The 23,978-nt window shown below is 54.9% G+C and carries 21 protein-coding genes; 4 read left to right on the top strand and 17 right to left on the bottom strand.

Features of this window, described 5'->3' with window-relative positions; translation table 11 throughout:
• Positions 1-384: cytochrome c5 family protein (locus INT32_RS08390; RefSeq protein ID WP_193088289.1), on the top strand; the 384-nt coding region annotated here is incomplete at its 5' end.
• Positions 385-601: 217 nt separating this feature from the next.
• Here INT32_RS08390 and INT32_RS08395 read toward each other — a convergent pair.
• From INT32_RS08395 to INT32_RS08415, 5 genes are all read right to left on the bottom strand, one after another.
• Positions 602-1,825: a CaiB/BaiF CoA-transferase family protein gene (locus INT32_RS08395; RefSeq protein ID WP_193088290.1), complete on the bottom strand. Its 1,224-nt coding sequence runs from the start codon at positions 1,823-1,825 to the stop codon at positions 602-604.
• A 174-nt stretch (positions 1,826-1,999) separates the two neighbouring features.
• Complete coding sequence (locus tag INT32_RS08400) at positions 2,000-4,063, bottom strand: UvrD-helicase domain-containing protein (protein ID WP_226816780.1); 2,064 nt, start codon at positions 4,061-4,063, stop codon at positions 2,000-2,002.
• A gap of 3 nt (positions 4,064-4,066) precedes the next feature.
• Entirely contained in the window at positions 4,067-6,118 is a 2,052-nt protein-coding gene (locus INT32_RS08405; protein WP_193088291.1) for a primosomal protein N', read from the bottom strand.
• Between the two features lie 346 nt (positions 6,119-6,464).
• Positions 6,465-7,538 (bottom strand): uroporphyrinogen decarboxylase, encoded by a 1,074-nt coding sequence (gene hemE, locus INT32_RS08410; protein ID WP_193088292.1) that lies wholly within the window; start codon positions 7,536-7,538, stop codon positions 6,465-6,467.
• Positions 7,539-7,664: 126 nt separating this feature from the next.
• Positions 7,665-8,669, bottom strand: a complete 1,005-nt coding sequence (locus tag INT32_RS08415) for a hypothetical protein (RefSeq protein WP_226816783.1) — start codon at positions 8,667-8,669, stop codon at positions 7,665-7,667.
• 226 nt (positions 8,670-8,895) lie between these two features.
• On the opposite strand from INT32_RS08415, the gene INT32_RS08420 reads away from it, so the two are divergent.
• On the top strand, positions 8,896-9,126 hold the full coding sequence (locus tag INT32_RS08420) for a hypothetical protein (RefSeq protein ID WP_193088293.1): 231 nt from the start codon (positions 8,896-8,898) through the stop codon (positions 9,124-9,126).
• A gap of 727 nt (positions 9,127-9,853) precedes the next feature.
• On the opposite strand, the gene INT32_RS08425 is transcribed toward INT32_RS08420, so the two are convergent.
• Positions 9,854-10,849 (bottom strand): tripartite tricarboxylate transporter substrate binding protein, encoded by a 996-nt coding sequence (locus tag INT32_RS08425; RefSeq protein WP_193088294.1) that lies wholly within the window; start codon positions 10,847-10,849, stop codon positions 9,854-9,856.
• A gap of 122 nt (positions 10,850-10,971) precedes the next feature.
• On the opposite strand from INT32_RS08425, the gene INT32_RS08430 reads away from it, so the two are divergent.
• Positions 10,972-12,660 carry a thiamine pyrophosphate-binding protein gene (locus INT32_RS08430; RefSeq protein ID WP_193088295.1) on the top strand — a complete coding sequence of 563 codons (1,689 nt, stop codon included), beginning with the start codon at positions 10,972-10,974 and terminating at the stop codon, positions 12,658-12,660.
• Between the two features lie 219 nt (positions 12,661-12,879).
• On the opposite strand, the gene INT32_RS08435 is transcribed toward INT32_RS08430, so the two are convergent.
• The 10 genes from INT32_RS08435 to INT32_RS08480 form a co-directional block, all read right to left on the bottom strand.
• A complete protein-coding gene (locus INT32_RS08435) occupies positions 12,880-13,308 on the bottom strand; it encodes a F0F1 ATP synthase subunit epsilon (protein ID WP_014749581.1) in 429 nt (142 codons plus the stop codon).
• 9 nt (positions 13,309-13,317) lie between these two features.
• Entirely contained in the window at positions 13,318-14,718 is a 1,401-nt protein-coding gene (gene atpD, locus INT32_RS08440) for a F0F1 ATP synthase subunit beta (RefSeq protein WP_193088296.1), read from the bottom strand.
• A gap of 55 nt (positions 14,719-14,773) precedes the next feature.
• Positions 14,774-15,685, bottom strand: coding sequence for a F0F1 ATP synthase subunit gamma (gene atpG, locus INT32_RS08445; protein ID WP_014749579.1), 912 nt, complete (start codon positions 15,683-15,685; stop codon positions 14,774-14,776).
• Between the two features lie 67 nt (positions 15,686-15,752).
• A complete protein-coding gene (atpA, locus tag INT32_RS08450; protein WP_193088297.1) occupies positions 15,753-17,294 on the bottom strand; it encodes a F0F1 ATP synthase subunit alpha in 1,542 nt (513 codons plus the stop codon).
• A 34-nt stretch (positions 17,295-17,328) separates the two neighbouring features.
• The gene (locus INT32_RS08455) at positions 17,329-17,871 is read right to left on the bottom strand and encodes a F0F1 ATP synthase subunit delta (RefSeq protein ID WP_193088298.1); all 543 of its coding nucleotides are present in this window, start codon (positions 17,869-17,871) and stop codon (positions 17,329-17,331) included.
• 12 nt (positions 17,872-17,883) lie between these two features.
• A complete protein-coding gene (locus INT32_RS08460) occupies positions 17,884-18,354 on the bottom strand; it encodes a F0F1 ATP synthase subunit B (RefSeq protein WP_024005178.1) in 471 nt (156 codons plus the stop codon).
• Between the two features lie 145 nt (positions 18,355-18,499).
• A complete protein-coding gene (gene atpE / locus INT32_RS08465; RefSeq protein WP_014749574.1) occupies positions 18,500-18,742 on the bottom strand; it encodes a F0F1 ATP synthase subunit C in 243 nt (80 codons plus the stop codon).
• Between the two features lie 128 nt (positions 18,743-18,870).
• Positions 18,871-19,758, bottom strand: coding sequence for a F0F1 ATP synthase subunit A (gene atpB, locus INT32_RS08470; RefSeq protein WP_193088299.1), 888 nt, complete (start codon positions 19,756-19,758; stop codon positions 18,871-18,873).
• Positions 19,759-19,823: 65 nt separating this feature from the next.
• Entirely contained in the window at positions 19,824-20,270 is a 447-nt protein-coding gene (locus tag INT32_RS08475) for an ATP synthase subunit I (protein WP_193088300.1), read from the bottom strand.
• A gap of 257 nt (positions 20,271-20,527) precedes the next feature.
• Complete coding sequence (locus INT32_RS08480) at positions 20,528-21,307, bottom strand: enoyl-CoA hydratase (protein ID WP_193088301.1); 780 nt, start codon at positions 21,305-21,307, stop codon at positions 20,528-20,530.
• A gap of 137 nt (positions 21,308-21,444) precedes the next feature.
• Between INT32_RS08480 and INT32_RS08485 the strand changes: the two genes are divergently transcribed.
• Positions 21,445-23,226, top strand: coding sequence for a M61 family metallopeptidase (locus INT32_RS08485; RefSeq protein ID WP_193088302.1), 1,782 nt, complete (start codon positions 21,445-21,447; stop codon positions 23,224-23,226).
• Here INT32_RS08485 and INT32_RS08490 read toward each other — a convergent pair.
• Positions 23,223-23,978, bottom strand: coding sequence for a HesA/MoeB/ThiF family protein (locus INT32_RS08490; RefSeq protein WP_193088303.1), 756 nt, complete (start codon positions 23,976-23,978; stop codon positions 23,223-23,225). The genes INT32_RS08485 and INT32_RS08490 overlap by 4 nt on opposite strands.

Raw genomic sequence — 23,978 nt, forward strand, 5'->3', positions numbered from 1 at the left:
GCCGCTCCCGCTGAAGGTGCCGCTCCTGCCGAAGGTGCCGCTCCTGCCGAAGGTGCCGCTCCTGCCGAAGGTGCCGCTCCTGCTGAAGGTGCCGCTCCTGCAGCAGATGCGGGTGCCGCAGCGGCTGCCCCGGCAAATGACAAACTCGCCGAAGGAGAAGCGCTGTACAAACAGATTTGTTTCGCCTGTCATGACGCCGGCGTTGCCGGTGCGCCAAAACTGGGCGACAAGGCTGCCTGGGATGCACGTATTGCAACCGGCATGGACAAACTTTATGACGCCGCCGTCAACGGCTTGAATGCCATGCCTCCCAAAGGCGGATCATCAGCATCGGATGAGGTCGTCAAGGCTGCGGTTGACTACATGGTCAAATCCGTAAAATAATCCGCGACGTTTTCGGTTGAAGTTAAAAAGCCCACTTTATATAAGTGGGCTTTTTGTTTTGGGTAAAGATTATTATTGCCTGTAATTCTTATTGCCGGTTGCCGGTATGCGACTGGCTATCGGCAGGATGCGGCGCATCCGGGGCGGCTACCTTTTTCCGGCAGCAAAGTCACGCAAGGCCATTCAGCAGGCACGCAAGGTGCCCGTGCCGTGCTACTTACTTGCCCAGCAATGTCGCGATCTGTTCGTCGCTCCAGCCCAGTTCCTCTCGGAGGATATCCTCGGAATGCTGACCCAGCATGGGCGGTGCATTGCGATACTGAATGGGTGTGTCGGAAAAACGCATGGGACTGGCCGTCATCGGCGAGGTTCCCGCTGCCGGATGCGGCAGTTCCAGTTTCATCTGGCGTGCGATCACTTGCGGATCTGCGTAAACCTGGTCAATCGTGTTGATCGGTCCGGCCGGGATATTGCTGGCCTCCAGATCTGCCAGCCAGGTATCACGCTTGCGGGTTTTCATGACGGACGCCAGCAATGGAATGAGTGAATCGCGATTGACTACCCGGCCGGCATTTTTCCGGTAGCGCTCATCGTCGACCAGTTCCGGCATATTGATCAGGCGGCAGAACGAGGCAAATTGTGTGTCGTTGCCTACCGCCAGGATAAGATGGCCGTCTTCAACTTCAAACACCTGATAGGGCACCAGATTCTGATGCGCATTACCGGCACGCTTGGGTACCTGGCCAGATGTCATGTAATTGAGATTCTGGTTGGCCAGCATTGCCACCTGGCAATCGAGCAGCGCCATGTCAATATATTGCCCCAGGCCGCTGCTGTGGCGCTCATTCAATGCCGCCAGAATGGCAACGCTTGCATACATGCCTGTCATCAGATCCGACACCGCCACGCCGGCCTTCTGAGGGCCGCCACCTGGCAGATCGTCGTGTTCTCCGGTAATGCTCATGAGACCGCCCATACCCTGAATAATATAGTCATAGCCTGGGCGGGTGGCATACGGCCCCGTTTGTCCGAACCCGGTAATGGAACAGTAAATAAGTCGCGGATTGATCTGCTTGAGACTGGCGTAGTCGAGCCCGTATTTTTTCAGGCCACCCACTTTGTAATTTTCCACGACAATATCGGCTTTGGCCGCCAGCGCCAGAACGACCTCCCGTCCCGCATCCGTAGTGAAATCGAGCGCCAGCGAGCGTTTATTGCGGTTCGCAGAAAGGTAGTAGGCCGCTTCGCTGGTGTCCGCTCCGTGTTGATCCTTCAGGTATGGAGGCCCCCAACCACGCGTGTCATCACCGCTGCCCGGACGTTCCACCTTGATGACGTCAGCGCCCAGGTCGGCCAGGTTCTGGGTACACCATGGACCCGCCAGAACGCGTGTCAGATCAAGTACCCTGATGTTCGCCAATGGCGCCATACGCTGTGTCATTTTCCTGCTTCTCCGTATTCAAATTTCAATTATGTTGTCGCCGTCGGCCAACATGTCAAACGTGATTAAGTTCCAGAATCGGCCACCCGCCCTGCATGACGCAAGTAATATAGTGACCCAATAGATAGTGAACAAACAGACAGGCCAGCGGCCCGGCTGCCTGGGGCTTACATTCTACCCTTTTTTCTGCAGCATCTCTTTGAGCCGGACCAGCCGCTCCTTGGGAGTCATGCCGCTGAATGGATCCACCACTGTTTTTACGCCGCTCTCCAGACCCATTTCACCGATAAACCGCGAAGGTTCACGAATCAGATCTTCACGGGCCTTGCGGCGCTTCTTGCACCAGGTCAATGTCAGATGAAATTGCGCTCGGGTAATACCCACATACATGAGACGGCGCTCTTCCTGGATGCGCACTTCCAGCGCCTCGGCGTCCTTGTTCGCATCGCCATATTCGTCGTCCTTGCCAAAATGGGGCAGCAACCCTTCCTCTACGCCAACCATGTGCACATAGGGATATTCCAGACCCTTGGAGGCATGAATGGTCGTCAGCCGCACGGCATCAGGATCTTCATCGTCTTCGCTACGTTCCAGCATGGTGATCAGGGCAATACGCTGAACCAGCTGCGCAAGCGTCAAGCCGTCTTCCTGTGCCTTGCGCTTGAGCCAGTTGGTCAATTCAAGCACGTTCTGCCAGCGCGATTGTGCCGCACGCTCTTCCTGGGTGTCATATAAATAGCGTTCGTAATCGATGTATTTCATCAATTCGTCCAGCAGCTCGGTTGCGCCTTCAGCCGGTGTCGCCGCACCGCCATCTGTCCTGCCGCGCCCGGCACGCCATTGTATATTTCGAATGAAATCAACAAAAACCTTCAGCGGCTCAAGCTGGCGGGGCGCAATCCGCGTGGCGGCCAGTTCATCATGAACGGCATCGAACAGTGAGCACTTGAGCTGCGTGGCCGTGTCCCCAAGCGCTGTCAGGCTGGCCTGTCCCACGCCACGTTTGGGCGTGGTAACCGCGCGAATGAACGCAGGATCGTCTTCTTCGTTGGCGACAATGCGCAGGTAGGCAATAATATCGCGGACCTCGGCCTTGTCGAAAAAGCTTTGCCCCCCGGCAATCACATAGGGAATCCGCAGCTCGCGGAATGTTTGCTCGAACAGGCGACCCTGATGGTTGCCACGATAGAGCACGGCGTAGTCCTTCCAACGGGCGTTGCGTTCGAAACGGGAAGCCGAGATGCGCATGCCCACCGATTCGGCCTCGGCCTCTTCATTGTCCATGACCACCACCTGAATGGGTTCGCCCTGACCCAGCGTAGACCACAGTTTTTTACCGAACAGATTCGGATTGCGGCTGATGACCTGGTTGGCTGCGTCCAGCACCGTCGCGACCGAACGATAGTTCTGTTCCAGCTTGATAATACGCAGTGCCGGATAATCCTGAGGCAATTTGGCCAGGTTTTCGATAGTGGCGCCGCGCCAGGCATAAATGGCCTGATCATCGTCGCCCACCGCTGTAAACATGTCGCGCAGCCCAGTCAGGGATCGCACCCATTGGTATTGGCAGACGTTGGTGTCCTGGTATTCGTCCAGGAGCATATAGCGACAGCGCCGCTGCCAGCGCTCGCGCACCTCATCGTTGGTGCTCATCAGCGTCGCCGGCATGACAATCAGATCGTCAAAATCCACCGATTGATACGCGCGCAAGGTTGCATCGTAGCTACGGTACACGCGGGCAGCGTCCATTTCGTCAGGGGTTTGGGCGATTTTTTCTGAATCATCAGGCGTAATCAGCGCATTTTTCCATAGCGATATTTGCTGTTGTACGCTGCGCAACCGGCCCTTGTCGGTGGTCGCCAGCAACTCCGGAATCACGCCCAGCGCATCGGTGGAGTCCAGGATGGAAAAACCGGGTTTCAACCCCGCCAGCACCGCCTCTTCCCGCAAAAAACGCACGCCCAGTGCATGAAATGTGCTGATCGTCAGGCCTTTGAGCCGTTTCTTTTCCACGCTTTGCTGAATACGTTCAGCCATTTCGCGCGCCGCCTTGTTGGTGAACGTCAGGGCTATGATGCCGCGGGCATCATAGCCGCACTCATTGATCAGATAGGCGATTTTCTGGGTGATGACGCGAGTCTTGCCGCTGCCGGCGCCTGCCAGGACCAGGCATGGTCCGTTCAGGTACAGCACCGCCTCACGCTGCGCGGGGTTCATCGATTGCAGTGCATTGCTCATTATCTAGATTTCCAGTGGGTCTACTTCGATGAAATAACGCATGCGCTGCTTCTGTCCGATCGTTTGGACCTGTGGCAGCCACTGCTGCAGAAAACGCTGCAGCGCTGGCCTTGACACCGATTCAACCAGCAATTGTGCCCGTTCGACGTGGGCAACGCGCAGAATCCGCAGGGGGACAGGATCGTAAAGACGCACGGCCTCGGGCTCGCCGTCGCCAGACAAGACCGAGGCGGCGTGTTCCCGGATGTCTTGAAGAAAGGCCAGTGCCAGCTGCACGCTTTTGGCTTCGGCGGTGATCAGTGCCTGAAAGGTAAAGGGTGGCAGGCCGGTATCCTGGCGCTCTGCCAGCAAGTCGTCGGCAAAGGCCGGGAAGTCGTTGTTAAGCAATGTCTGATAGACCGTATGGTCGGGATAGCCGGTTTGAATCAGCACCTGCCCCCCTTCCGTGTGACGCCCTGCCCGACCGGCTACCTGCAGCAATTGGGCAAACAGGCGCTCGGGGGCGCGAAAATCCGCAGAAAACAGCATGGAGTCTGCATTGAGCACCGCAACCAGGCCAAGACGCTTGAAGTCATGCCCCTTTGCCACCATTTGCGTGCCTACCAGAATATCGATATTGCCGGTATGCACTTCATCGAATAGCCGCAGAGCACTACCCTTCAGGCGTGTGCTATCTGCATCAATGCGCTGGATTCGCGCTGTGGGAAACGTTTCCTGCAGAAACTCTTCAACCCGCTGGGTGCCCCGCCCCAGCGGCTGCAAATCCTGGTTGCCGCAATCAGGGCAGATGGATGGGACGCGACTGTGGAAACCACAGTGGTGACACTGCAACTGATAGCCGCTGCCAGGAGTGCGATGCAATACCGTATGCACCGAGCACCGCGGGCACTGGCTGACCCAGCCGCAAGCGGCACAATGCATGACAGGGGCGTAGCCCCTACGATTCAGAAACACCATGGACTGTTCGCCGCGCTCGAGGTGGGTGCGGATGGCCTCCAGCACGTTCGGCTCGAACCCCTGGTTAAGCTTGGCCTTCCGGGTATCCACAAGACGAATGTCGGGAAGAAAGCGGGTTCTGGCGCGCTGCTCCAGGCTCAATCGGGTATAGCGGCCACTGAGCGCATGATGCCAGGTTTCCAGGGAGGGCGTAGCCGATCCAAGTATCAGCGGAATACCGGCATGATGTGCGCGCCAGACCGCCAGATCGCGCGCCGAATAACGCAAGCCCTCTTGCTGCTTGTAGGAAGCATCGTGTTCCTCATCGACAATAATCAGGCCGGGATTGTCCAGCGGCGCAAAAATTGTCATGCGCGTGCCTAGCAGTACCTTGAGCTTGCCGCGCTGGGCGTCTGCCCAGGCCTTCAGGCGCTCGCCATCGGCCAGCCCGCTGTGAAACACGGCAATTTCCTCGGGAGCCACGATATCTGCAAAGCGGGCCCGGACCGCCGTCTCCAACTGTGGCGTCAGATTAATTTCCGGCACCAGCATTAATATTTGCTGGCCCCGCTGCAAGAAGGCAAGCGCCGCGTGCAGATACACTTCTGTCTTACCGCTTCCGGTCACGCCATGCAGCAGATAGGGACAATAGCCGTCTGATTGGCAAATTTGCTGCACGGCATGTTGCTGCTGGGCATTCAATACGATTGGAGAGGCGACCGCTGGGGCGACTGGACTGCGTTTTTTACGATCGGCTCGGGCCACCGGGCCGCCGGCGGACCGCTTGCCCAGATAAGCGGCCGGTTTTCTTAAGCCGTTGGGCAGTACCGGCAGAATGACCTCGCCCAACGAGCGCTGATAGTAACGCGAGGCGAAATGAGCCAGGGCCAGCCAGGAAGCAGAAAATGCCGGAAGATCGTCCAGCACCTGCTCCACATCGCGGATCTGATCCGGGTCAAGCGCGGGCGCGGGCAGCAATTCGATGACCACGCCGATAAGCTGTCGCGAGCCGAAAGGCACAATAACGCGCTGCCCTATTTGCACTGGATGCTCGCATCGATAATCGAATGCCTCCTGTCGGGGAATATCCAACACGACACGAACCCAGCTGACTTGCACGCTTAATTCCTGAAAAATGTGAGAACAGATACCACCAGAGTTATCTGTTTGAGTATTACCTTTAAGTTACATATCCATGTCAACACTTAAAGTAGTTTCGCAGGTTTCAGCGTTAAAGCATCTGCCCGAAACCACTTATTAAATAAATGACTCTGCCTGTGGATAACTTTGGGGAAAACTATATTACAAAAAAATTATTGAAATGAATTGAAGGATCAAATTTTTTTCATACCGGAAACTTCATAAACTAATTTCTTAAATTTCAATAACTTAAAACGTCAGCTCATTGTGTTACAACAGTTTGTCCAAAAACAACAGCCGCTTGACTTCTGTGTACAACTTGGCCTCAACCGTGTTTGCTTGCGCTATAGCTGTGCACTTCATCGACCAGAATTGACACATTTTGGGGCGGTGTAAATTGTGAAATTCCGTGACCAAGATTGAATACATGCCCCCCATTTGTTACCGGCCCGAAGTCGTCAATGACGCGACGCACTTCCTGACGAATGGCGTCTTCTGTTCCAAACAGCGCCATGGGATCAATATTGCCTTGCAATGCAACACGGTCGCCTACCCGCTCACGAGCCTGCTTCAGGTTAACAGTCCAGTCAAGTCCAACGGCATCGCAGCCACTGTTGACGATGTCTTCCAGCCACAATCCGCCTCCCTTGGTAAACGAAATAACCGGCACAGTAACACCATCCTGATTGCGTTCCAGCTGGCTGATTACCTTGGTGGTGTATGCAAGCGAAAATTGCTGATACAAGCCATCGGCCAGTACGCCGCCCCAGCTGTCAAAAATCATGACGGCCTGGGCTCCCGCGCGGATTTGCTCGTTCAGATACTGCACAGTCGCCTGTGCAGTGACTTCCAGAATACGATGCAGCATTGCTGGCTGCGCATACATCATGGTTTTGATTTGGCGGTAATCTGACGAGCCCCGCCCTTCTACCATATAGCAGGTAACGGTCCACGGGCTGCCGGCAAAGCCGATCAGGGGCACACGGCCATTGAGCGACTGGCGGATCTGGCTGACGGCGTCGAACACGTAGCGCAACTGATTCATATCGGGAACGGCAAGCTGCTCGACATCCTGCTGCGTGCGCAAGGGACGTGCAAACTGCGGACCCTCACCGGCAACAAAACCCAGCCCAAGACCCATGGCGTCGGGCAGCATGAGAATATCCGAAAATAGAATGGCCGCATCCAGGGGAAACCGATCCAGAGGCTGCAAAGTGACCTCTGTGGCAAAATCCGGATTTTTGGCCAGCCCCAGAAAGGACCCCGCCCTGGCGCGGGTCTCGTTATATTCAGCCAAATATCGTCCAGCCTGGCGCATCAACCATACAGGCGTATAGGGAACATGCTGGCGCTGCAGTGCGCGCAGGAAAACATCGTTCTGCAAAACCGGGAAAGCCATCGGGTACCTTTAATATCTATAAATCTATGATTTTCTTACCGGACAGATTGTATCGTACCTGGTGTAAGAATGGCCGCTGACAGTCGCCCGACCATCAAGCGGTTTGCCGTCAGACACCGCTGCTGTTCAAAAACCATTGTCGCGAAACGGTTCTGCACTGATCTGGTGTTTACGCATGAGCGCCCAGAACGCCCGACGATGTTTATGGGAATTGCGGGCGGCCAGAGCGATATTGCCCTTGCTGCGCGCCAGTGCATGCGTGAGATAGGCACGTTCAAATTGGGTAACCACGACCGACTTCAGTTGCTGAAATCCTTCGGGAAATTGCGCTATTTCCTGACAGCAGACCTTGGGGACGCTCAGGCGTGCCGGATGGGCACCCGCCGGCTTGCTCCCTTGCGGCATGGGGCTGCCGATTCCGCGCAAAAGCGAAACAGGCGACAGGATACGGTCAGTGCCTGGGCTGACCCCCATCAGTGCAGCAGCAGGCGTGCGACCGCCGGATCGCTTGAACGCGGGCAACAACGGCGAACCCGGCCTTTCACCGGTCAGGTGCAGTGTACCCGCGGGAGCGCACGCTGGCGCCGGCGCTAAAGCATATTCAGCCGGGTGCGTGATCGCAGCATCGTGAACAGCATACTGCTTCGTATTGACGCTGTCGCCCAGTAGCGAAGGAAGACGGGCCTGAAGATTACGTAGTTCATGCAAGGCACGCAGCAGCCTGACACGGATTTCCTCTGGCTCGCATGGCCATAAGGCGAAATCAACGACACCGAGCTCGAGCAGATCGATCAGGCCAATGGGGCGCAGCGACAGCCCCAATACAAAAATGGGACGATGCTGTTCGATACGGGTTTGCTGCAACAATAAACGCGTCCAGACCAGCGAAGCCGATGAGACAGGCAGGCAGATGGCATCAAAATGACGCAGTGAATAAGTCATTTCCTGCAGCAGCGAGACAGATGGGAACGTACCATGCTCCGCCCCGGGGGAGGGTTCTACCAGACTGAAATGCAGACGACCATTGTGTAAACGGTCAGGTTTGAGCAGCGTTTCTGCGAGCGTTTCGCAGCCGGGAATACTGATAAGGGCGCAGTCCAGTCGTTCTTTCACCTTGAGGGCCTTTTTCATGTAACAAAGCGTACAGGATAAATGGGCTCTGCACGACCAGCAATTCGCATTTGTCACACTAGGGCAATTACTGTTAAGTGACTGTTTTTGCTGAAAAAACAACGGTTTTGCTGCAGTGCATGACATAAAGGCCATATACCCTTGCTTATTGCTAGGGTTAACCCTATAATGGTTTATACCTAGCTTTTACAGTCACTTTAAAGAGCCCAATACCATGAACCTTTCTATGAAAAACGCCCTCGCAATGAGCGATACCCCTGAACTTGCTTTCAGCGATTCTATGGAACGTGAATTGATCCACAATGCAATCAACGAAGAACGCGCACTGAGCCTGACCGCTCTGGTCAAAGCCATCGCTGTCTCTGTCGCCGCAGCCTGCGTCATGATGTATGACATGATCAAGGAAACAGAAAAAGCGATTGACGACACCGAGTCCGAAGGCGGTTTCAGCTGGTAATTGCTGAACGTTCCTGCGGCAACAACGCGGGTACACGAAATCGAAGTGCAGTAATGAATGCGGCGGACGTGATCGTACGCCAAACGGGTGATTGACTGACGGCGCATCTGCCTGCAATTGAACCCACAGTGGCCAGCGAGCTACTGCGATGCAGGCGGATGACATGCCGGTTCGGCAACCTGACCGTATAGATGAGAATAAGGGGCACAAGCGCCACCCTATTGCATAGATTTACCCATCTGAATATATTTTCCGTGGCATACTGCCTGCAACAAGGCAAGCGACATGGCATCGCAGTCGCTACAGCGCTCCCCAGACTTTTACCGTCACTGTTCGCATAAAAAGACGGACATCGCATGGCCGTTTTGTGTCCAATGTCACCTTTGTTGGCGGCAACGCTGACCACTCATAACAATAAATAAAAATATTGATGCGTGCACTTTCCTTTCGAAAGGGTATGCCAGTCGGGCGCAACACAACAACTTGCTCAATCCGATCCGCCTGCGTATATCGCGGTTGTGTCAGACGCAATTCGCTTTGGCATTCCGGGCGATTATTCTCCTTTCCCGGCAGCGACCTGGCGTTGGCAAGGCCCCGATGAGCATAATGAACGCAGTAATGCGCACAATATAATGAAAAACGGCAACAGGTGCCTGTGCCCCTGCTGCCGTTTCTGTTATGCGCTGGCACGAAAAGCCTTGGCCTTCGCGCGCCACCTGCTGCTCAGTTATTCAATTGAAATATTGCCCTTGCGAATAACTTCACTCCAGGTCTTGGTTTCATCAGAGACGAATTTTGCAAACTCTTCCGGCGTATTCTTTTCTGCCGTCGCGCCCAGACCTTCCAGCTGCTTGAGCACTTCGGGCTTGGCCAGAATTTTTTCTACGGTTGCGTTGATTTTATCAATGATAGGCTTGGGTGTACCTTTGGGCGCCACCAGGCCGAACCATGAAGACACGTTAAACTGCGGATAGCCCGATTCCTTCAGCGTAGGCACGTCGGGAAATGCATCCGAGCGCTTGTCCGTTGTCACAGCAAAGGCCTTGATCTTGCCTGCCTTGATTTGCGGTACGGCAGCAGGCATATTCTCGAACACCACATCGGTCTGGCCACCGACCAGAGCCGTCATGGACGGGCCACTGCCGCTAAACGGAATGTGCAGCATGTCGATACCGGCCTGCTGCTTGAAAAGCTCGCCCGCCAGGTGAATGGAGGTGCCGGCGCCAGAAGAACCATAGTTGATCTTGCCAGGATTGGCCTTGGCGTAGTCAACGAACTCTTTCAGGTTGTTATATGGCGTATTGTTGCTGGCAACCAGGATATTCGGCACTTTGGCAACCAGAACGATGGGTTCGATATCCTTTTCAATATTGAACCGGACGTTTTTGTACAGCGTCTGGTTAATCGTGGTAGTAACGGCCATCATCATGAGGCTATAGCCGTCTGCCTTCCTGCGCAGCAATTGGTCCGTCGCAATATTGCTGCCGGCGCCCAGTTTGTTCTCGACCACAAAGCTCTCGCCAAGTTCGTCGCCCAGGCCCTTGGCCACAATGCGGGCCAGCACGTCTGTCGTACCCCCAGCCGCGAAGCCGACCAGTACCGTCACCGGTTTTGATGGATATGCTTCTTCCTGCGCAAACGCGGTATTTGCTGCAGCCAGCAGTCCCAAGCCGGCTGCGATCGAAAAAGCGCGCGGGAAAAAACCTTTCGGAGTCAAATTCATATTCTATATCGCCTATACTTTACAATGATAATGTTGTCTGTGATTGTGCGTGCAACACAAGTGACACGCTGATTTGGAATCATGGACAGCATTCCTTTCACAACTGAAATTATAGAACACTCATGCAAAACAATAGCCAGAGTCGTCCCGGTGGAGAAATTATCGTCGATCAACTCGTCCGTCAGGGCGTTGATCATGTCTTTTGTGTTCCAGGTGAGAGTTACCTGGCCGTTTTGGATGCTTTGCACGACGCCAGCATCAATGTCACGGTGTGCCGCCAGGAAGGGGGTGCGGCCATGATGGCAGAAGCCCACGGCAAGCTCACGGGCCGGCCCGGCATCTGCATGGTGACCCGCGGTCCGGGCATCTCCAACGCCCTGGCGGGCATTCACATCGCCAAGCAGGATTCCACGCCTCTTATCGTCTTTGTTGGACAAATTGAAACCGGCATGCGCGAGCGTGAAGCCTTTCAGGAAGTGGACTACCGCGCCGTTTTTGGTACGCAGACAAAATGGACCACGGAAATCGATGATGCTGCGCGCATTCCCGAACTCATCGCGCGCGCCTTTCACGTGGCCATGTCCGGTCGCCCGGGACCCGTTGTCGTCGCCCTGCCGGAAGACATGCTGGTGCAGTTGGCCACCGTAGCGGACGCGCCACGCGTAGAACCGGTAGAGTCAGCTCCGGCTCCTGAACACATGGCGCAAATGGCCACCCTGCTGGCGGGTGCGAAAAAACCACTGGCCATCCTTGGCGGCTCACGCTGGACACAAGAGGCCGTCAATAATTTTGTCCGTTTTGCCGAAAGGCAGCAACTTCCTGTAGCGGTCCAGTTCCGCCGCCAGCATCTGTTCCCGTCGTCGCATCCCAATTTCGTTGGTGATATAGGTCTGGGCATCAATCCGAAACTACTCAAGATGGCGCAGGAAGCCGACGTGATTCTGCTGGTGGGCGGACGCATGTCGGAAATCGCTTCGCAAAGTTACACACTGCTGGACATCCCGGTACCAAAACAGACGCTGATTCATGTTCACCCGGACAGCCAGGAACTGAACCGCGTCTATCAGGCAACACTGGCCATCAACGCCACGCCAGTTCAGTTTGTCAATGCCGCCACCGGGCTCTCTGTCAGCGACCAGGGCACGCGCAAGGACTATGTTGATGCCGCCCATGCAGCCTATCTGGAATGGAGCGATCCACAGTCTGTGAGCACGCCCGGCGACCTGCAAATGGGTAAAGTCATGGCGTATCTTGAAAACAATCTGGAACCGGACGCCATTCTAACCAATGGCGCCGGCAACTATGCCACCTGGCTGCATCGCTTTCACCGCTTCAATCATTTCAATACCCAATTGGCCCCTACTTCCGGGTCAATGGGCTACGGGGCGCCCGCTGCCGTAGGCGCCAAGCGTGTCATGCCACAGCGGCAGGTTGTCTGCTTTGCCGGCGATGGTTGCTTTCTGATGCACGGTCAGGAGTTTGCCACTGCCGTACAGTACGGATTGAATATTATTGTGCTTGTGTTCGACAACAGCATGTACGGTACGATACGCATGCACCAGGAAAAACACTACCCTGGCCGCGTCAGCGCCACCGACCTGCAGAATCCGGATTTTGCCGCTTATGCGGTGGCGTTTGGCGGCCATGGAGAGCGGGTGGAAAAGAGCGAAGATTTCGGGCCTGCGTTTGAGCGGGCAGTGGCCAGCGGCAAACCAGCGATTTTGCACTGCCTGATCGATCCGCAAGCCATTACCCCTACCGCCACGCTGGATCAACTGCGCGCTGCTGCAGAAAAATCACAAACGAAGTAATCCCGTGAAGACACTGGCGGTTTGAAGCGCACCACAAACCGTCACTACCCGGGCCTGATCCAGGCATTTATAAGCGTAAGCCACCCGCACTGGTGCGCCTTCAAGCTATTTGCGACAAGCCTGGATCACGAGGACAATCAGCCTGGGGACACAAAAAGCAAAAGACGCCACCAGGGCGTCTTTTGCTTTTACTGACAGTACCGCAGCAACAATGAAAAATCAGTGACGATTTTTCATGTTGGCCAATCGGCGGGCAGCAGCAACCTGCGCTGCCAGCATAGCCAGTTCGGCTTCGACAGCGGCAATATCCTGCTTGTCGTGTGCATTCTCGAGTGCTTCCAGCGCCTGCTGGCGAGCCTTCTCGGCCTTGGCTTCGTCCAGGTCTGCCGCACGGATTGCCGTATCGGACAGGACTGTAACGCCAAATGGCTGCACTTCAAGAATACCACCGGCTACAAACACCAGCTCTTCTGTTCCATCTTCACGTACGATTTTCAACGTACCAGGACGGACCTTGGAGATCAGCGGCGTGTGGCCGGGCAGAACGCCCAGCTCACCGCTTTCACCCGGCAAAGATACAAACTTGGCTTCGCCCGAGAAGATGGATGCTTCAGCACTGACAACATCTACTTTGAGTAAAGTAGCCATAGTTATTCCTTATTTTAAGCCTTTCGCTTTTTCAAAGGCTTCATCGATGGTACCGACCATGTAGAAAGCCTGTTCGGGCAGCGCATCGCATTCACCGTCAACAATCATCTTGAAGCCGCGAATGGTTTCAGACAACGGTACGTATTTACCAGGAGAGCCGGTAAAGACCTCGGCAACGTGGAACGGCTGAGACAGGAAGCGCTGGATTTTACGTGCACGGGCAACAGCCTGTTTGTCTTCAGGAGACAGCTCGTCCATACCCAGAATCGCAATAATGTCGCGCAATTCTTTGTAGCGTTGCAGTGTCTGCTGCACACCACGGGCCACTGCGTAATGCTCTTCACCAACCACTTGCGGATCCAGCTGACGGCTGGTGGAATCCAGTGGGTCAACCGCTGGATAAATACCCAGAGAAGCGATGTCACGCGACAGCACGACCGTAGAGTCCAAATGCTGGAAGGTTGTAGCAGGAGATGGGTCGGTCAAGTCATCGGCGGGAACGTAAACGGCCTGGATCGATGTAATGGAACCGGTTTTGGTAGAGGTAATACGCTCTTGCAGTACACCCATTTCCTCGGCCAGTGTTGGCTGATAGCCCACCGCAGAAGGCATACGACCCAGCAGCGCAGATACTTCGGTTCCGGCCAGGGTGTAACGATAAATGTTATCAACGAAGAACAGAATGTCACGGCCTTCGTCACGGAATTTCTCGGCCATTGTCAGGCCGGTCAAAGCCACGCGCAGACGGTTGCCCGGAGGTTCGTTCATCTGACCGAACACCATGGCTACTTTGTCCAGAACGTTGGACTCTTCCATTTCGTGATAGAAGTCATTACCTTCACGAGTACGCTCACCCACACCGGCAAACACGGACAGACCGGAGTGCTGTTTGGCGATGTTGTTGATGAGTTCCATCATGTTAACGGTTTTGCCCACACCGGCACCACCGAACAGGCCCACTTTACCGCCTTTGGCGAACGGGCAAACCAGGTCAATCACCTTGATGCCGGTTTCCAGCAGCTCGACCGAAGGAGACAGTTCGTCAAACTTCGGTGCAGGCTGGTGAATTGCGCGTCTTTCCTCGGTAGCAATAGGACCGGCTTCGTCGATAGGACGACCCAGCACATCCATGATGCGGCCCAGAGTGGCTTCACCGACAGGAACGGAAATAGCAGCGTTGGTACGGCCAACGGACATGCCGCGACGCAGACCGTCACTTGAGCCCATTGCAATCGTACGCACAACACCGTCGCCCAGCTGTTGCTGAACTTCCAGTGTCAAACCTTTCTCGGCGAATTTTGATTCATTGTCCGCCAGGACAAGGGCTTCATAAACTTTTGGCATGTTGTCGCGTGGGAACTGAATATCCACGACGGCGCCGATGCACTGAACGATGGTACCGTTACTCATGTCGATTCCTTACTTAATAACGATTGAAAGATGCCGGTTCGTGTTGACCCGAAGGTTACACGGCCGCGGCGCCCCCCACGATTTCTGAAATTTCTTTGGTGATAGATGCCTGACGGGTTTTGTTGTAAACCAGTTGCAGCTCTCCGATCACTTTCTTTGCATTGTCCGATGCAGCCTTCATCGCCACCATCCGTGCCGACTGCTCTGACGCCATATTTTCCGCAACTGCCTGATACACCAGACCCTCAACGTAACGGGCCAGCAAATCGTCGATGACCGATTTGGCATCGGGCTCGAAGATGTAGTCCCACTGGTAGCTCGATTCGATCGCTGCCTCTTCGTCTTCGGCTTTTGCAGCACCGGCGACAAATGGATCCTTCAAGCCATCCGGCAACGGCAGCAGACGCATGATCGTTGGCTCCTGCCTCATGGTGTTCACGAAATGCGTGGACGCCACATAGAGGGCATCGATCTTGCCGTCCAGATAATCGTCAAGCTGTACCTTGAGAGCGCCAATCAGACGTTCAAGATGTGGCTGATCACCAAGCTGCACTTCGTTGGATACCAGATTGCTACCGATACGTGTCAGCAGGCTCAAACCTTTATTACCCAGGGCAGTCGTCTGGACCTTGATACCCTTGGCTTCAAATTCCTTGAGACGCGCCAGCACCAGCCGGGAGATATTTGTATTCAGGCCGCCGCACAGACCCTTGTCTGTGGTGACCAGCACTACACCCACCGCCTTGATATCTGTACGTTCTTCCATGTACGGATGACGGTAGTCAGGATGCGTTTGCATCATGTGTGCAGCGATTTCGCGTACTTTCTTGGCATAGGGACGGCCGGCACGCATTCTTTCCTGCGCCTTGCGCATTTTGGATGCTGCCACCATTTCCATGGCCTTGGTGATCTTGCGCGTGTTTTGCACGCTCTTGATCTTCGTACGAATTTCCTTGATTCCAGGCATTTCGCTTTCCTGTTAAACCAATTTCAGGAAGGTGCACGGCAACAGGCCCTGCACCTCACGGACTTACTTAATATGAGCCACCAGATTTGAAGCTGGCAACAATATCTTTCAGTGCAGCTTCGTCTTCTTTGGACAGTTCTTTCGTATCTTCGATACGGCCGATCAGATCAGCGTGCTTGTTCTTAAGCTCATCTTTCAGGCCTTTCTCGAAGGACAGAACCTTCTCGACTTCAACGTCGTCCAGGTAGCCATTGTTCACGGCGTACAGTGAGACGGCCAGTTCCCAAACCTGCAAAGGTTGGTATTGAGGCTGCTTGAGCAGTTCTACCACGCGTTTACCACGCTCGAGCTGACGCCGTGTTGCGTCGTCAAGATCGGAGGCAAACTGGGCAAAGGCTGCCAATTCACGATACTGGGCCAAGTCGGTACGAATACCACCGGACAGTTTTTTGATGACTTTGGTCTGCGCTGCACCACCAACCCGCGATACGGAGATACCCGCGTTGATCGCTGGGCGCACACCGGCGTTGAACAGATCGGTCTCAAGGAAGATCTGGCCGTCGGTAATGGAAATCACGTTGGTAGGAACGAACGCAGAAACGTCGCCTGCCTGGGTTTCAATGATCGGCAGCGCGGTCAGAGAACCGGTTTTGCCTTTCACTTCACCATTGGTGAATTTTTCTACGTAATTTGTGTTAACGCGAGCTGCACGCTCAAGCAGACGGGAGTGCAGATAGAACACGTCACCAGGATAAGCTTCACGGCCTGGCGGGCGACGCAGCAACAGGGAAACCTGACGGTATGCCCAGGCTTGTTTGGTCAGATCATCATAAACGATCAGGGCATCTTCACCACGGTCGCGGAAATATTCACCCATGGTGCAACCGGCATACGCTGACAGATACTGCATGGCAGCAGAGTCAGATGCAGTGGCTGCAACAACAATCGTGTATTCCATTGCGCCGAGCTCTTCGAGCTTACGGACCACGTTGTTCACGGTAGAGGCTTTCTGACCGATAGCAACGTAAACGCAGGTCACGTTCTTGCCTTTCTGGCTGATGATCGCGTCGATGGCAACAGCGGTTTTACCTGTCTGGCGGTCACCAATAATCAGTTCGCGCTGACCACGGCCGATAGGCACCATGGAGTCGATTGATTTAATACCGGTTTGCAACGGCTGAGAAACAGACTGGCGCTCAATAACGCCGGGTGCCACTTTCTCGATAATGTCGGTTGCTTTCGCGTTGACCGGACCTTTACCGTCGATGGGCTGACCCAGTGCGTTGACCACGCGGCCGCGCAATTCGGGGCCAACGGGTACTTCGAGAATACGACCGGTTGTTTTGACTTGATCACCTTCGGATACGCCGGTGTAATCACCCAGAATAACGGCACCCACGGAGTCACGCTCGAGGTTCAGAGCAAGACCGTAGACGTTATTGGGAAACTCCAGCATTTCGCCTTGCATCACATCGGAAAGACCGTGGACGCGTGTGATACCGTCGGTTACGGAAACAACCGTACCTTGCGTACGAACATCGGCAGAAGCGCCCAGGCCTTCAATACGGCTTTTGAGCAGTTCGCTGATTTCTGACGGATTGAGTTGCATGTTCAGACTCCTGAAATCCTGTTATGTATGGCGCTTAGTGAGCCGCCAGTGTGTCGCGCAGGCGGCTCAACTGAGCCTGCACGGAAGTATCTAATACCTGATCACCTACTGTTACGCGAACGCCACCGATAAGCGATGGATCAACGGTAACAACCGGCTTCAGTTTAACGCCGAATTTTTTCTCCAGCCCGGCAATCAGTTCCTGCACCTGGGCTTCGGACATCTCGAAAGCACTGGTGATATCTGCCTGCGCAGTCCCATCATTGCGGTTTCTGAGCGCCTCGAACTGCTCGGCGATTTGTGGCAGGAGCAAAAGACGATCGTTTTCAATGAGCAGGTCGACGAAATTGCGCATTGGCTGCGACAAGGACGTTTTGAGCAGGCCCAGAAAAACATCTTCTTTTGTTTTTCGTTCCAGTTGCGGATCTGACATCGCTTCACGCACATCTTTCAGACTTGAAAGCTGCGCGAGCTCATTGACGGCATCCGACCATGCAGCAAGACCTGCCGGATCATTTTTCGCAGAGGCAAAAAGCGCCTCGGCGTACGGACGGGCAACGGTTGATAGTTCTGCCATGGTATTTCCGAATTAAAGCTGTGCCTTGAGTTGGTTCAGCAACTCGGCATGCGTCTGAGGATTGACTTCGCGCTTGAGAATCTGCTCTGCGCCTTTGACGGCAAGGGCAGCTACTTCATCACGCAGGCTGTCCCGTACACGCTGCACTTCACGCTCGGCATCCTGTTGGGCCTGAGCGATGATGCGTGAACGTTCAGTTTCTGCTTCTCCGCGGGCAGCATCAACAATCGATGCGGCATGTTTTTCAGCGTCCTGCAAGCGAGCATGTGTTTGCTGCTTGGCATCGGCTTCGATCAGACTGATACGAGCCTGGGACTGAGCGAGATCCGCTTTGCCTTTGTCGGCTGCAGCCAGACCATCGGCAATCTTCTGACGACGTTCTTCAATGGCCTTGATCAGCGGAGGCCACACGAATTTCATCGTGAACCACGCCAGCACAAAAAAAACGAGCGTCTGGAAAAAGAGCGTCGCGTTTAAATTCACGGTCGTTTCCCTTCAATAATGGGCGGTTTCGCCTGGGCGAAATCCTGAAATTTACTTGAACTTTTGTCATTGGCGAACCCTGAATATCAGGGTTCGCTATTCCATCTTGTTCACCACCATCCGAAGATGGCCTTACGTCTTGTTATCAGGCACCAAACGGGCTTGCGAACGCGAACAGCATGGCGATACCAACACCGATCAGGAACGCAGCGTCGATAAGACCAGCCAACAAGAACATTTTAGTTTGCAAAACGTTCATCAGTTCTGGCTGACGAGCGGATGCTTCGAGGTATTTACCGCCCATGATACCGATACCGATACACGCGCCTATAGCGCCCAGGCCGATGATGAAAGCGCAAGCAAGAGCAACGAAAGCTGCTGTGGTCATGACAACTCCTTGTGGTTATGAACCTAAAACAATTTAAAGATGGAAAATTACTGCTTAAAACTTGGTAGATCGGTTATTGATTTCCGATCTACCGACTACGGCATAACAGAACCTGCTATGACGAAACCTTAGTGGCTCTCATGCGCCTGACCAAGATATACCAGGGTCAGCATCATGAAAATAAAGGCCTGGAGCAGGATGATCAGGATATGGAAAATAGCCCATATTGATCCGGCCAGTACCTGGCCAATGCCAAGCCCGATATTCATTGCGGAAAAACCGGTCCATGCACCACCCAACAGGGCAATCAGCATGAACAACAGTTCACCGGCGAACATATTACCGAACAACCGCATACCGAGAGAAACGGTTTTGGCAGCGTATTCGATGATATTGAGCAACAGATTGAAAGGCGACAGCAGGACAGCGGCAAAGCCATGCGCGTGAAACGGCGCAGTGAACAGCTCTTTCACAAAACCACCGGCGCTCTTGATTTTGATACCGTAGTAAAAAGACAGCAGCAACACAGCCAGAGACATTCCCATGGGAACGTTCAAGTCGGCAGTAGGAAGAATGCGATGATAATACAGGGGGCCATGCGCAGTAGCGTCACCGGTCAGGCCCAGCCAGCCGAAAATGGCACCAGCCAGATCAACCGGGATAAGGTCCAGCACGTTCATCAGCGTGACCCACAAAAACACGGTCAACGCCAATGGCGCGATGAACTTGCGCGATACTTCGTTATGAACAATGCTTTTTGCCTGATCGTTGACCATATCAACAACCATTTCGACGCTAGCCTGAAAACGACCAGGTACGCCATTGGTCGCACGGCGGGCTGCCAGCCATAGGAGGAATACGACAGCCAGACCCGTGGCCAGAGACCAGAATACGGAGTCGTAATTGATAACACTCATATCCAGAATGCTGGTTTGAGGATGACCCGTATTGTTCAGGTGCGCCAGGTGATGCTGGACATAAGCTGACTGAGGCGATACTTCGGCAGATGCAGCCATTTAGTACGTACTCCAAATTCGCAGCCGGTTCAGGCTGCATTTTGATTTATCCCATTTATGTCTGACTACCTGAGTTTATTCAACACAAGCAGCAGGACATACCCCTTCAATACAACAACAAGCCCGATCAGCAAGGCAGGCCAGACAAGGTAGGTTCCCGCGAACCTGACTACCAGGGCCAGCAATGCCAGCGTTCCGCCAATCTTCAGCGCTTGCGTCCAAAAGAACGTAAGCGCACCGGCGTTAGCCTGACTGTAAATCTTTACAAGCATATGAAGAGCAGCGAACGAGGATGGGATCAGATAAATCAACCCCCCGGCCAGCGCCGATAGCGCTGCATAGCCCCCCGCAACAAGCCAACTCACCAGTGCTGTTATGAGCAGCAACGCTGCTTGTGCCAGCACCAGATTAACCAGGCCCCTTGCCGCCCTTGCGTTCATCCTGGCTCGCTCTTGTGGAGTCAAGCTCAGTGAACGCGCTTCCTGTGGCGTTGTTTGTGCTTTTTCTGACATTACCGGCGCAGCCTTTCCTACTGCGGTGTGTTGGTTATTGGCAACGGGCGTATCTGTAGACACCCCGGACTGCAAAACCGACCTTCCCGGCAAATGCTTCGTACGATCAGGTCCGATGGCTCCCGTTGGATGATTCATGCCGATGGATGATTCATAAGTAAAGCCCCCGCGCCGTTCATAACGGTTTTTAGCATTCAGTTAAGCCATAGAAGTATATCGTATATTTCAAGTCATAGGCAAGACGCGGGGACGTTTTCTTACATATTATTGAAGGCAGGTGCTCGCTTGCCAACAAAGGCGTCCATCCCTTCTTTCTGGTCCTTTGTCGCAAACGTTGCGTGAAATACACGGCGCTCAAACAACAACCCCTGCTCAAGTGTTGTTTCCAGCGCCACGTTGAGGCATTCCTTGGCCATCATGAGCGTAGTTTGCGACATGCCCGCCATGCCCTGCGCGATCTTGATCACTTCCTCGAGAAAATTCTCGACCGGCAGGACACGAGCAACCAGCCCCGCGCTTTCTGCTTCCTTGGCGTCCATCATGCGGCCCGTGAGCACCAGATCCATGGCCTTGGCCTTGCCCACTGCGCGGGTCAACCGCTGCGTGCCGCCCAGGCCGGGGATCGTACCCAACTTGATTTCGGGCTGGCCGAATCGGGCGCTTTCGGCCGCATAGATGGTGTCGCACATCATGGCCAGCTCGCAACCACCGCCCAAGGCATAGCCCGAGACCGCCGCAATGACTGGCTTGCGAATGACATTCTTCATGGTTTCCCAGTCGCCGCCAATGTAATTGCTCTTGTAGACATCCATATAATCCCAGTCTTTCATGGCCGAGATATCGGCACCGGCAGCAAACGCCTTGTCGGAACCGGTCAATACAATGACATTGACACTGCTGTCTGCCTGCATGGCCAGCAGGGCCTGGCTAAGTACGCGCATCAGCTCATTGCTAAGCGCATTCAGGACCTTGGGACGATTGATGGTAATGACGCCGACAGCGCCTTCGACACGCGATACGACAAATTCTTCTGACATGCTTCGGTCTCCCTGTGAGTATTCGGATATTCACTGAAATTGTGTCGATTATTGTAGCCACTGAATGGTCAAAAAACGACAAACCTGCGGTTTTTGCTATAGTTACTTACTTAACCCCAAAATTTTACAGAGTCAGTATGCCTTCCGTTTCCTATCAGATCACGCCCGCCGACCCCGCCGCTCATTATTTTGATGTCCAGGTCACCATTGACAACCCCGACCGTCGCGGCCAGGTTGTGTCGCTGCCGGCATGGATCCCCGGCAGCTATCTGATACGGGATTTTTCCCGGCATATTCACGGCCTGACGGCAAAGACCGGCAGATCTGCGCTGGCCATCAAAAAACTGGATAACCACACCTGGCAAGTGGCGCCCAGCTCCCGCCGCCTGACGCTCAATTATCGGGTGTACGCCTGGGATCTGTCGGTGCGCTGCGCCCATCTGGATCAGACCCATGGCTTTTTCAATGGCACCAGCGTTTTTCTGAAAGTGCATGGCCGCGAAAAGCAACCATGCCAGGTGACGATTGAACCGGGCAGCAGCACCCGCCATTGGCGCGTTTATACCAGCCTGCGACCGGCACGCCGGGGCCGGCAGACGACCCTGCCGCATCGGTTCGGGGTCTATGAGGCGCCCGATTACGATGCCCTGGTGGACCATCCGGTCGAGATGGGCACGCCTCACGTGGAAACGTTTACCGTATGCGGGGCCAAACATGAAATGGTGTTTACCGGGGTGTTGCCCAACGTCGACTTCAAGCGCATTGCACGCGATACGGCGAAAATCTGCGAAACCCAGATCCGTTTTTTTGAGCCTCGCAGCCAGCGCGCACCGTTTCTGGACAGCGCCGATCGCTATGTGTTCATGACTTACGTGACAGGAAAGGATTATGGCGGCCTGGAGCATCGCGCCTCCACGGCACTGGTGGCGTCCCGCCAGGACCTGCCTGTGATCGGCAACGATGAACGCAGCGAAGGCTATACCGGTTTTCTCGGTCTGGTCAGCCACGAATATTTTCATACCTGGAATGTCAAGCGCATCAAGCCGCAGGCCTTTGTCCCCTATGATCTGTCCCAGCCCAATCTGACCAGCTTGCTGTGGATTTTCGAAGGCTTCACCTCATACTACGATGATCTGATGCTATTGCGCGCCGGCGTCGTAGATGAAAACGACTATCTGCAACTGCTGGGCAAGACTATTACCGGCGTACACAGGGCGCCGGGGCGCTTCAGGCAGAGCGTAGCCGACAGCTCCTTTGACGCATGGAATCGATATTATCGCCAGGACGAGAGTTCCATCAACAATATCGTCAGCTACTATACAAAGGGGTCCCTGGTCGCGCTGGCGCTGGATCTGAGCATTCGCAACGCCACCGGCAACCGCAAGTCGCTGGACGACGTCATGCGATTGCTTTGGGATCGCTATGGCCGCCGCTTTTACCAGTCACGCCAGCGTGGCTTGCAGGAGCATGAATTTGCGGGCCTGCTCAAGCAGGCGACGGGCGTGGATCTGCAGTCATTTATTGACGCGGCCACCGAACAAACAGACGATTTGCCGCTGGCCTCGTTGCTGGAAACACAAGGCATCAGCCTGTCCTGGCAGACCGAGCGCCGCGCACCAGGCATTGGCGCCACCATGCGGGCCACGGCAACCGGTGAACCGGGCCTGGCGCAGGTTATTGAAGGCGGCGCAGCGCATGCGGCAGGCCTATCGGCCGGCGATATTCTGCTGGCCATGGATGGCCTGCGCATTGAAGCGGCAAACTGGGACAAGCTGCAGGGCCGCTACCGGCCCGGACAGCAAGTCCTTATTCATTATTTCAGACGTGATGAGCTGCGCAGCACGCAACTCACGCTGCAGGCGCCGGCTCATGACAAGTGCAATTTAACCAGGCAATCTGCCAGCCAGGACAGCAATTAACGATCGCGTGTTGCACACACTGGACATGCCAGATTGCGCTCCAGCAGCAGCGTTTGCCACTGCATGGATAGCGCATCGAGCATCATCAGCCGACCGCGCAGGTTGTCGCCCGCACCCAGCAGCGTTTTGATGGTTTCGGCCGCCTCTACGCTGCCGATGATACCGACCAGCGGCGCAAAGACGCCCATGGTGGCACAGTTGTCGGTCTGTAAATTGTCTGAGGGAGGAAATGCGCAGGCGTAACAGGGCGAGTCTGCGTGGCGCGTATCAAACACCGTCACCTGGCCAGCAAACCGGATGGCCGCACCCGACACAAAGGGCTTGGCGTGTGCAACGCATACTTCATTGATGGCCTGGCGCGTGCGGAAATTATCGGTGCAGTCCACGATAATATCGACCCCGGCAAGCAACTGCCCCAGGCGATCGGTGTCGACCCGTTCGACGACCGTGTCCACCACGCAATCCGGATTGATCTGGCCAATGGCCGCAAGCGCTGATTCTGCCTTGCTCTGGCCGATGCGTGCAGTGGTATGGATGATCTGGCGCTGCAAATTCGACAGCTCGACCTGATCGTCATCCACCAGCACCAGCCGACCAACGCCGGCAGAGGCCAGATACGCGGCCACCGGCGAGCCCAGCCCACCGAGCCCGAGGATCAGCACGGAACTGGCAAGCAGTTTTTCCTGCCCCTCAATGCCGATGGCCTCAAGCATCAGATGTCGCGCATAGCGCAGTAGCTGGTTATCATCCAT

This window comes from Advenella sp. FME57 (assembly GCF_014897675.1).
In the GTDB taxonomy this organism is placed as follows: domain Bacteria; phylum Pseudomonadota; class Gammaproteobacteria; order Burkholderiales; family Burkholderiaceae_B; genus Advenella.

Coding starts and splice junctions, on each gene's coding strand:
- atpD (WP_193088296.1), bottom strand. CDS start 14,718: ATGAGTAACGGTACCATCGTTCAGTGCATCGGCGCCGTCGTGGATATT.
- INT32_RS08490 (WP_193088303.1), bottom strand. CDS start 23,978: ATGGATGATAACCAGCTACTGCGCTATGCGCGACATCTGATGCTTGAG.
- atpE (WP_014749574.1), bottom strand. CDS start 18,742: ATGACCACAGCAGCTTTCGTTGCTCTTGCTTGCGCTTTCATCATCGGC.
- INT32_RS08455 (WP_193088298.1), bottom strand. CDS start 17,871: ATGGCAGAACTATCAACCGTTGCCCGTCCGTACGCCGAGGCGCTTTTT.
- INT32_RS08475 (WP_193088300.1), bottom strand. CDS start 20,270: ATGTCAGAAAAAGCACAAACAACGCCACAGGAAGCGCGTTCACTGAGC.
- INT32_RS08420 (WP_193088293.1), top strand. CDS start 8,896: ATGAAAAACGCCCTCGCAATGAGCGATACCCCTGAACTTGCTTTCAGC.
- INT32_RS08415 (WP_226816783.1), bottom strand. CDS start 8,669: ATGAAAAAGGCCCTCAAGGTGAAAGAACGACTGGACTGCGCCCTTATC.
- atpG (WP_014749579.1), bottom strand. CDS start 15,685: ATGCCTGGAATCAAGGAAATTCGTACGAAGATCAAGAGCGTGCAAAAC.
- INT32_RS08395 (WP_193088290.1), bottom strand. CDS start 1,825: ATGACACAGCGTATGGCGCCATTGGCGAACATCAGGGTACTTGATCTG.
- INT32_RS08425 (WP_193088294.1), bottom strand. CDS start 10,849: ATGAATTTGACTCCGAAAGGTTTTTTCCCGCGCGCTTTTTCGATCGCA.
- INT32_RS08400 (WP_226816780.1), bottom strand. CDS start 4,063: ATGAGCAATGCACTGCAATCGATGAACCCCGCGCAGCGTGAGGCGGTG.
- INT32_RS08430 (WP_193088295.1), top strand. CDS start 10,972: ATGCAAAACAATAGCCAGAGTCGTCCCGGTGGAGAAATTATCGTCGAT.
- atpB (WP_193088299.1), bottom strand. CDS start 19,758: ATGGCTGCATCTGCCGAAGTATCGCCTCAGTCAGCTTATGTCCAGCAT.
- INT32_RS08485 (WP_193088302.1), top strand. CDS start 21,445: ATGCCTTCCGTTTCCTATCAGATCACGCCCGCCGACCCCGCCGCTCAT.
- INT32_RS08435 (WP_014749581.1), bottom strand. CDS start 13,308: ATGGCTACTTTACTCAAAGTAGATGTTGTCAGTGCTGAAGCATCCATC.
- hemE (WP_193088292.1), bottom strand. CDS start 7,538: ATGGCTTTCCCGGTTTTGCAGAACGATGTTTTCCTGCGCGCACTGCAG.
- atpA (WP_193088297.1), bottom strand. CDS start 17,294: ATGCAACTCAATCCGTCAGAAATCAGCGAACTGCTCAAAAGCCGTATT.
- INT32_RS08480 (WP_193088301.1), bottom strand. CDS start 21,307: ATGTCAGAAGAATTTGTCGTATCGCGTGTCGAAGGCGCTGTCGGCGTC.